Raw genomic sequence first — 3,635 nt, 5'->3', positions numbered from 1 at the left:
GGCGCGCGCGGCCGGGCTGACCACGGCGCTGCTGTCCAACAGCTGGGGCGAGGGCTACCCGGAGGAGCTGCTGCTGGAGCTGTTCGACGTGGTGGTGGTCAGCGGCCGGATCGGGCTGCGCAAGCCCGACCCGGCGATCTTCGCGCACGCCGTCGAGCGGGTGGGCGCGCCCGCGTCCCGGTGCGCGTTCTTCGACGACATGCCCGGCAACGTCGAGGGCGCCCGCGCCGCCGGTCTGCTCGCCCACCGCCACACGAGCGCGGACGAGACCCGCCGCGTCCTGGAGAGCCTGCTCGGAGGAGCGCTGTGAGCACCGAGTTGCCCGGCCTGGACCTGGAGCGCCTGTCGATCCACCTGGGCAGCGGCCCGCTGACCGGCGAGCTGATCCCCGGTGGCCGCTCGAACCTGACCTACCGGGTGGGCGACGGCCGCGAGCGGTGGGTGCTGCGGCGCCCGCCGCTGGGGCACGTGCTGGCCACCGCGCACGACATGGCGCGCGAGCACCGGGTGATCAGCGCGCTGGCGGGCACCGCCGTGCCGGTGCCCGAGGCGCTGCTGCTGTGCGAGGACCCCGAGGTGATCGGTGCGCCGTTCTACCTGATGCGCGAGGCTCCGGGGCAGGCGCTGCGCCACCGCGAGCAGTGCCCGTGGCTGACCCCCGAGCACGCCACCGCCCTGTCGCACCGGCTGGTGGACGTCCTGGTCGAGCTGCACGCCGTGGACCCCGGCGAGGTGGGGCTGGGCGACTTCGGGCGGCCGGAGGGGTTCCTGGCGCGGCAGGTGGACCGGTGGGGCAGGCAGCTGGAGGCCTCGCGCAGCCGGGACGTCCCCGGCGTGGACCGGTTGCGGCGGGTGCTGGCGGAGACGGTGCCGGTGTCGCGGCGGGCGTCGGTGGTGCACGGGGACTACCGGCTGGACAACGTGCTGGTCACCGAGGACCCGCCGGGCGGGGTGAGCGCGGTGCTGGACTGGGAGATGGCCACCCTCGGCGACCCGCTGGCCGACCTGGGGCTGATGTGCGTGTACTGGGGCGGGCTGGGGCTGGCCGACGACCCGATCACCGGGACGGTGCTCGGGCTGCCGGGGTTCGCCTCCACCGGGGAGATGGTGGCCCGGTACGCCGAGCGCAGCGGCGCGGACGTGTCCGGGCTGGGCTGGTACACGGCGTTCGGGTGCTTCAAGCTCGCGGTGATCGTGGAGGGCATCCACTACCGGTACCGGGGCGGGCAGACGGTGGGGGCCGGGTTCGACCGGATCGGGGAGCTGACGGCACCGCTGGTGCGGCGGGGACTGGCCGAGGCGGGCGCCGGGCGCCCTGGGAGAGCGGGAGAGCAGAGCTGATGGACTTCGCCCACGACGCCACCACCGAGCAGTTGCGGCGGGAGCTGCTGGAGTTCATGGAGGACTTCGTGCTGCCCGCGGAGCCGGTGCTGGCGCGGCAGCTGGCCGAGGCGGACCCGTGGGTCAAGCCGAAGGTGATCGAGGAGCTCAAGGCCGAGGCGCGGCGGCGCGGGCTGTGGAACCTGTTCCTGCCGGACCGGGAGCACGGGGCGGGGCTGACGAACCTGCAGTACGCGCCGCTGGCGGAGATCACCGGCCGCAGCCCGCACCTGGCGCCGGAGGCGCTCAACTGCGCGGCGCCGGACACCGGGAACATGGAGGTGCTGGCGATGTTCGGCAGCGCCGCGCAGCAGCGGGAGTGGCTGCGGCCACTGCTGGACGGGCGCATCCGGTCGGCGTTCTGCATGACCGAGCCGGAGGTGGCGTCCTCGGACGCGACGAACATCGCCACGCGCATCCGGCGCGAGGGCGACGAGTACGTGGTCGACGGGCGCAAGTGGTGGTCGTCGGGGGCGATGAACCCCGAGTGCGCGGTCTTCATCGTGATGGGCAAGACCGATCCGGGCGCGGAGCGGCACCGGCAGCAGTCGATGATCCTGGTGCCGCGTGGGACGCCGGGGGTGCGGGTGGAGCGCGGGATGCGGGTGTTCGGCTACGACGACGCCTCGCACGGCGGGCACGCCGAGGTGGTGTTCGAGGGCGTGCGGGTGCCCGCGTCGAACCTGATCGGCGGGGAGGGCGAGGGGTTCGCGATCGCCCAGGCCAGGCTGGGGCCGGGGCGGGTGCACCACTGCATGAGGTTGATCGGGATGGCGGAGCGGGCGCTGGAGCTGATGTGCAGGCGCGCGCTGGAGCGGGTGGCGTTCGGTCGGCCGCTGGCGGAGCAGGGCGTGGTGCGGGAGTGGATCGCGGAGTCGCGGGTGCGCATCGAGCAGGCGCGGCTGCTGGTGCTCAAGACGGCGTGGCTGATGGACACGGTGGGCAACAAGGGCGCGCACACGGAGATCCAGGCGATCAAGATCGCGGTGCCGCTGATGGCGGAGTGGGTGCTGGACAAGGCGATCCAGGCGCACGGGGCGGCCGGGGTGAGCCAGGACCACCCGCTGGCCGAGCTGTGGGCGTCGGCGCGCACGCTGCGGCTGGCGGACGGGCCGGACGAGGTGCACCGGGTGTCGTTGGCGAAGCGGGAGTTGAAGCGGTACGCGTGAGGGGTGGGCGGGTGCGGTCAGCGCGCCCCTTTACCGAGGGTGGGGCAGGCCACCGGAGACGGTGTGGACGCTGCTGCTCTTGCCCGCGCGCTTCGCACGCCTGCGCGGACGCTCGCCGACCGCGCCGTTCGCGAGCCGCCACTCGGTGCCGCACTGGTGGGCGCCGTGGTTGCCGCACATCGGGCACCGGCCGCTGTCCCAGTGGCCGCCAGAGGAGCGGGGTGACTGCCCTGGGGCGCGACGCCGGGACCGGGTGCGGGCCGCCCTGTCCAGCACCTGCCGCGCGCAGGCGGGGCAACGCCCGTCGGCCAGGTTGTACCAGGACGTGGAGCGGTGGCGATCCCGGCAGGAGGCCTGCTGGCAGGACTGGTGCTCACCGCGCCCCTTCGCCACCTCCCGGGGGCCGAGGGACTGGTGGCACACCCGGTACGCCCGGCAGGCCCGCACGCGGGGCTTGTTCTTCACGGGCCTGCTCGCCGCGCCCGGTCCGGGACCCTCGGGTGAGGAGCGGGGGCGCGCTCCACTGCCGCCTCCCCGCCTACGCCCCCACTGTGCTCCTGGAAGGCGGGAGGAAAACCGCAGAACGGCCGTTTCGGCGGTGTCCGCTTCGGTCAGCGGGAGCGCTCGCGCCAGGCGCGCTCCCAGCGGCGGGTCAGGGCCGGGTAGACCACCGCGTGGCGGAACGGGCCGATCAGGGACAGGTAGGCGCGGCCCAGGCGGCCGTTGGGCTTGACCAGGACGGTCATCCGCAGTTCGTGGCCGTCGTCGCCGGGGGTCCAGCCCCGGTGGACCAGGCCGTGGACGGTCTTGTCCGCCAGTTCGGCCACGGCCTCGTCGGGCAGCGCGTAGACCCCGGTGAACGGGCCGAACATCCGACCGGCGGCGGTCGCGGCCAGGTCCGGGGGCAGGCGGTCGGACAGGGGGCGCACGCGCGCGCCTGGGCCGTGCTCGGGGCGGTCCCAGCCGAGGACGGCGCCCAGGCGCTCGCGGACGGTGAGCAGCAGGCCGCTGTCGTCGGAGCGCTCGGTCGCCTCCAGCAGCGCGGCCAGCACCGCCGGGAAGTCGTCGGGGCCTGCGCCGCCGGAG

The 3,635-nt window shown here is 74.9% G+C and carries 5 protein-coding genes; 3 read left to right on the top strand and 2 right to left on the bottom strand.

Annotated features, from left to right (window positions below):
- From ACTUAL_RS17435 to ACTUAL_RS17425, 3 genes are all read left to right on the top strand, one after another.
- Positions 1-310, top strand: a 310-nt coding sequence (locus ACTUAL_RS17435) for an HAD-IA family hydrolase (protein ID WP_440901017.1), incomplete at its 5' end; no start/stop codon positions are given.
- Entirely contained in the window at positions 307-1,341 is a 1,035-nt protein-coding gene (locus ACTUAL_RS17430) for a phosphotransferase family protein (protein ID WP_440901016.1), read from the top strand. The genes ACTUAL_RS17435 and ACTUAL_RS17430, both read left to right, overlap by 4 nt.
- The gene (locus ACTUAL_RS17425; RefSeq protein WP_440901015.1) at positions 1,341-2,549 is read left to right on the top strand and encodes an acyl-CoA dehydrogenase family protein; all 1,209 of its coding nucleotides are present in this window, start codon (positions 1,341-1,343) and stop codon (positions 2,547-2,549) included. Before ACTUAL_RS17430 ends, ACTUAL_RS17425 begins: the two co-directional genes overlap by 1 nt.
- 30 nt (positions 2,550-2,579) lie before the next feature.
- Here the strand turns inward: ACTUAL_RS17425 and ACTUAL_RS17420 are convergent, their stop codons facing one another.
- Both ACTUAL_RS17420 and ACTUAL_RS17415 read right to left on the bottom strand, forming a co-directional pair.
- A complete protein-coding gene (locus ACTUAL_RS17420; protein ID WP_440901014.1) occupies positions 2,580-3,014 on the bottom strand; it encodes a hypothetical protein in 435 nt (144 codons plus the stop codon).
- Positions 3,015-3,160: 146 nt separating this feature from the next.
- Positions 3,161-3,635 (bottom strand): DUF2867 domain-containing protein (locus tag ACTUAL_RS17415; RefSeq protein ID WP_440901013.1); only part of this gene is annotated, 475 nt, incomplete at its 5' end.

The organism is Actinosynnema sp. (assembly GCF_052038725.1).
Note: the sequence above shows the minus strand (reverse complement) of the source record. Positions and strands in the feature narration are given on the sequence as shown.

Excerpts from the sequence above, each read along its gene's own strand:
- ACTUAL_RS17425 (WP_440901015.1), top strand. The coding sequence starts at position 1,341 with ATGGACTTCGCCCACGACGCCACCACCGAGCAGTTGCGGCGGGAGCTG.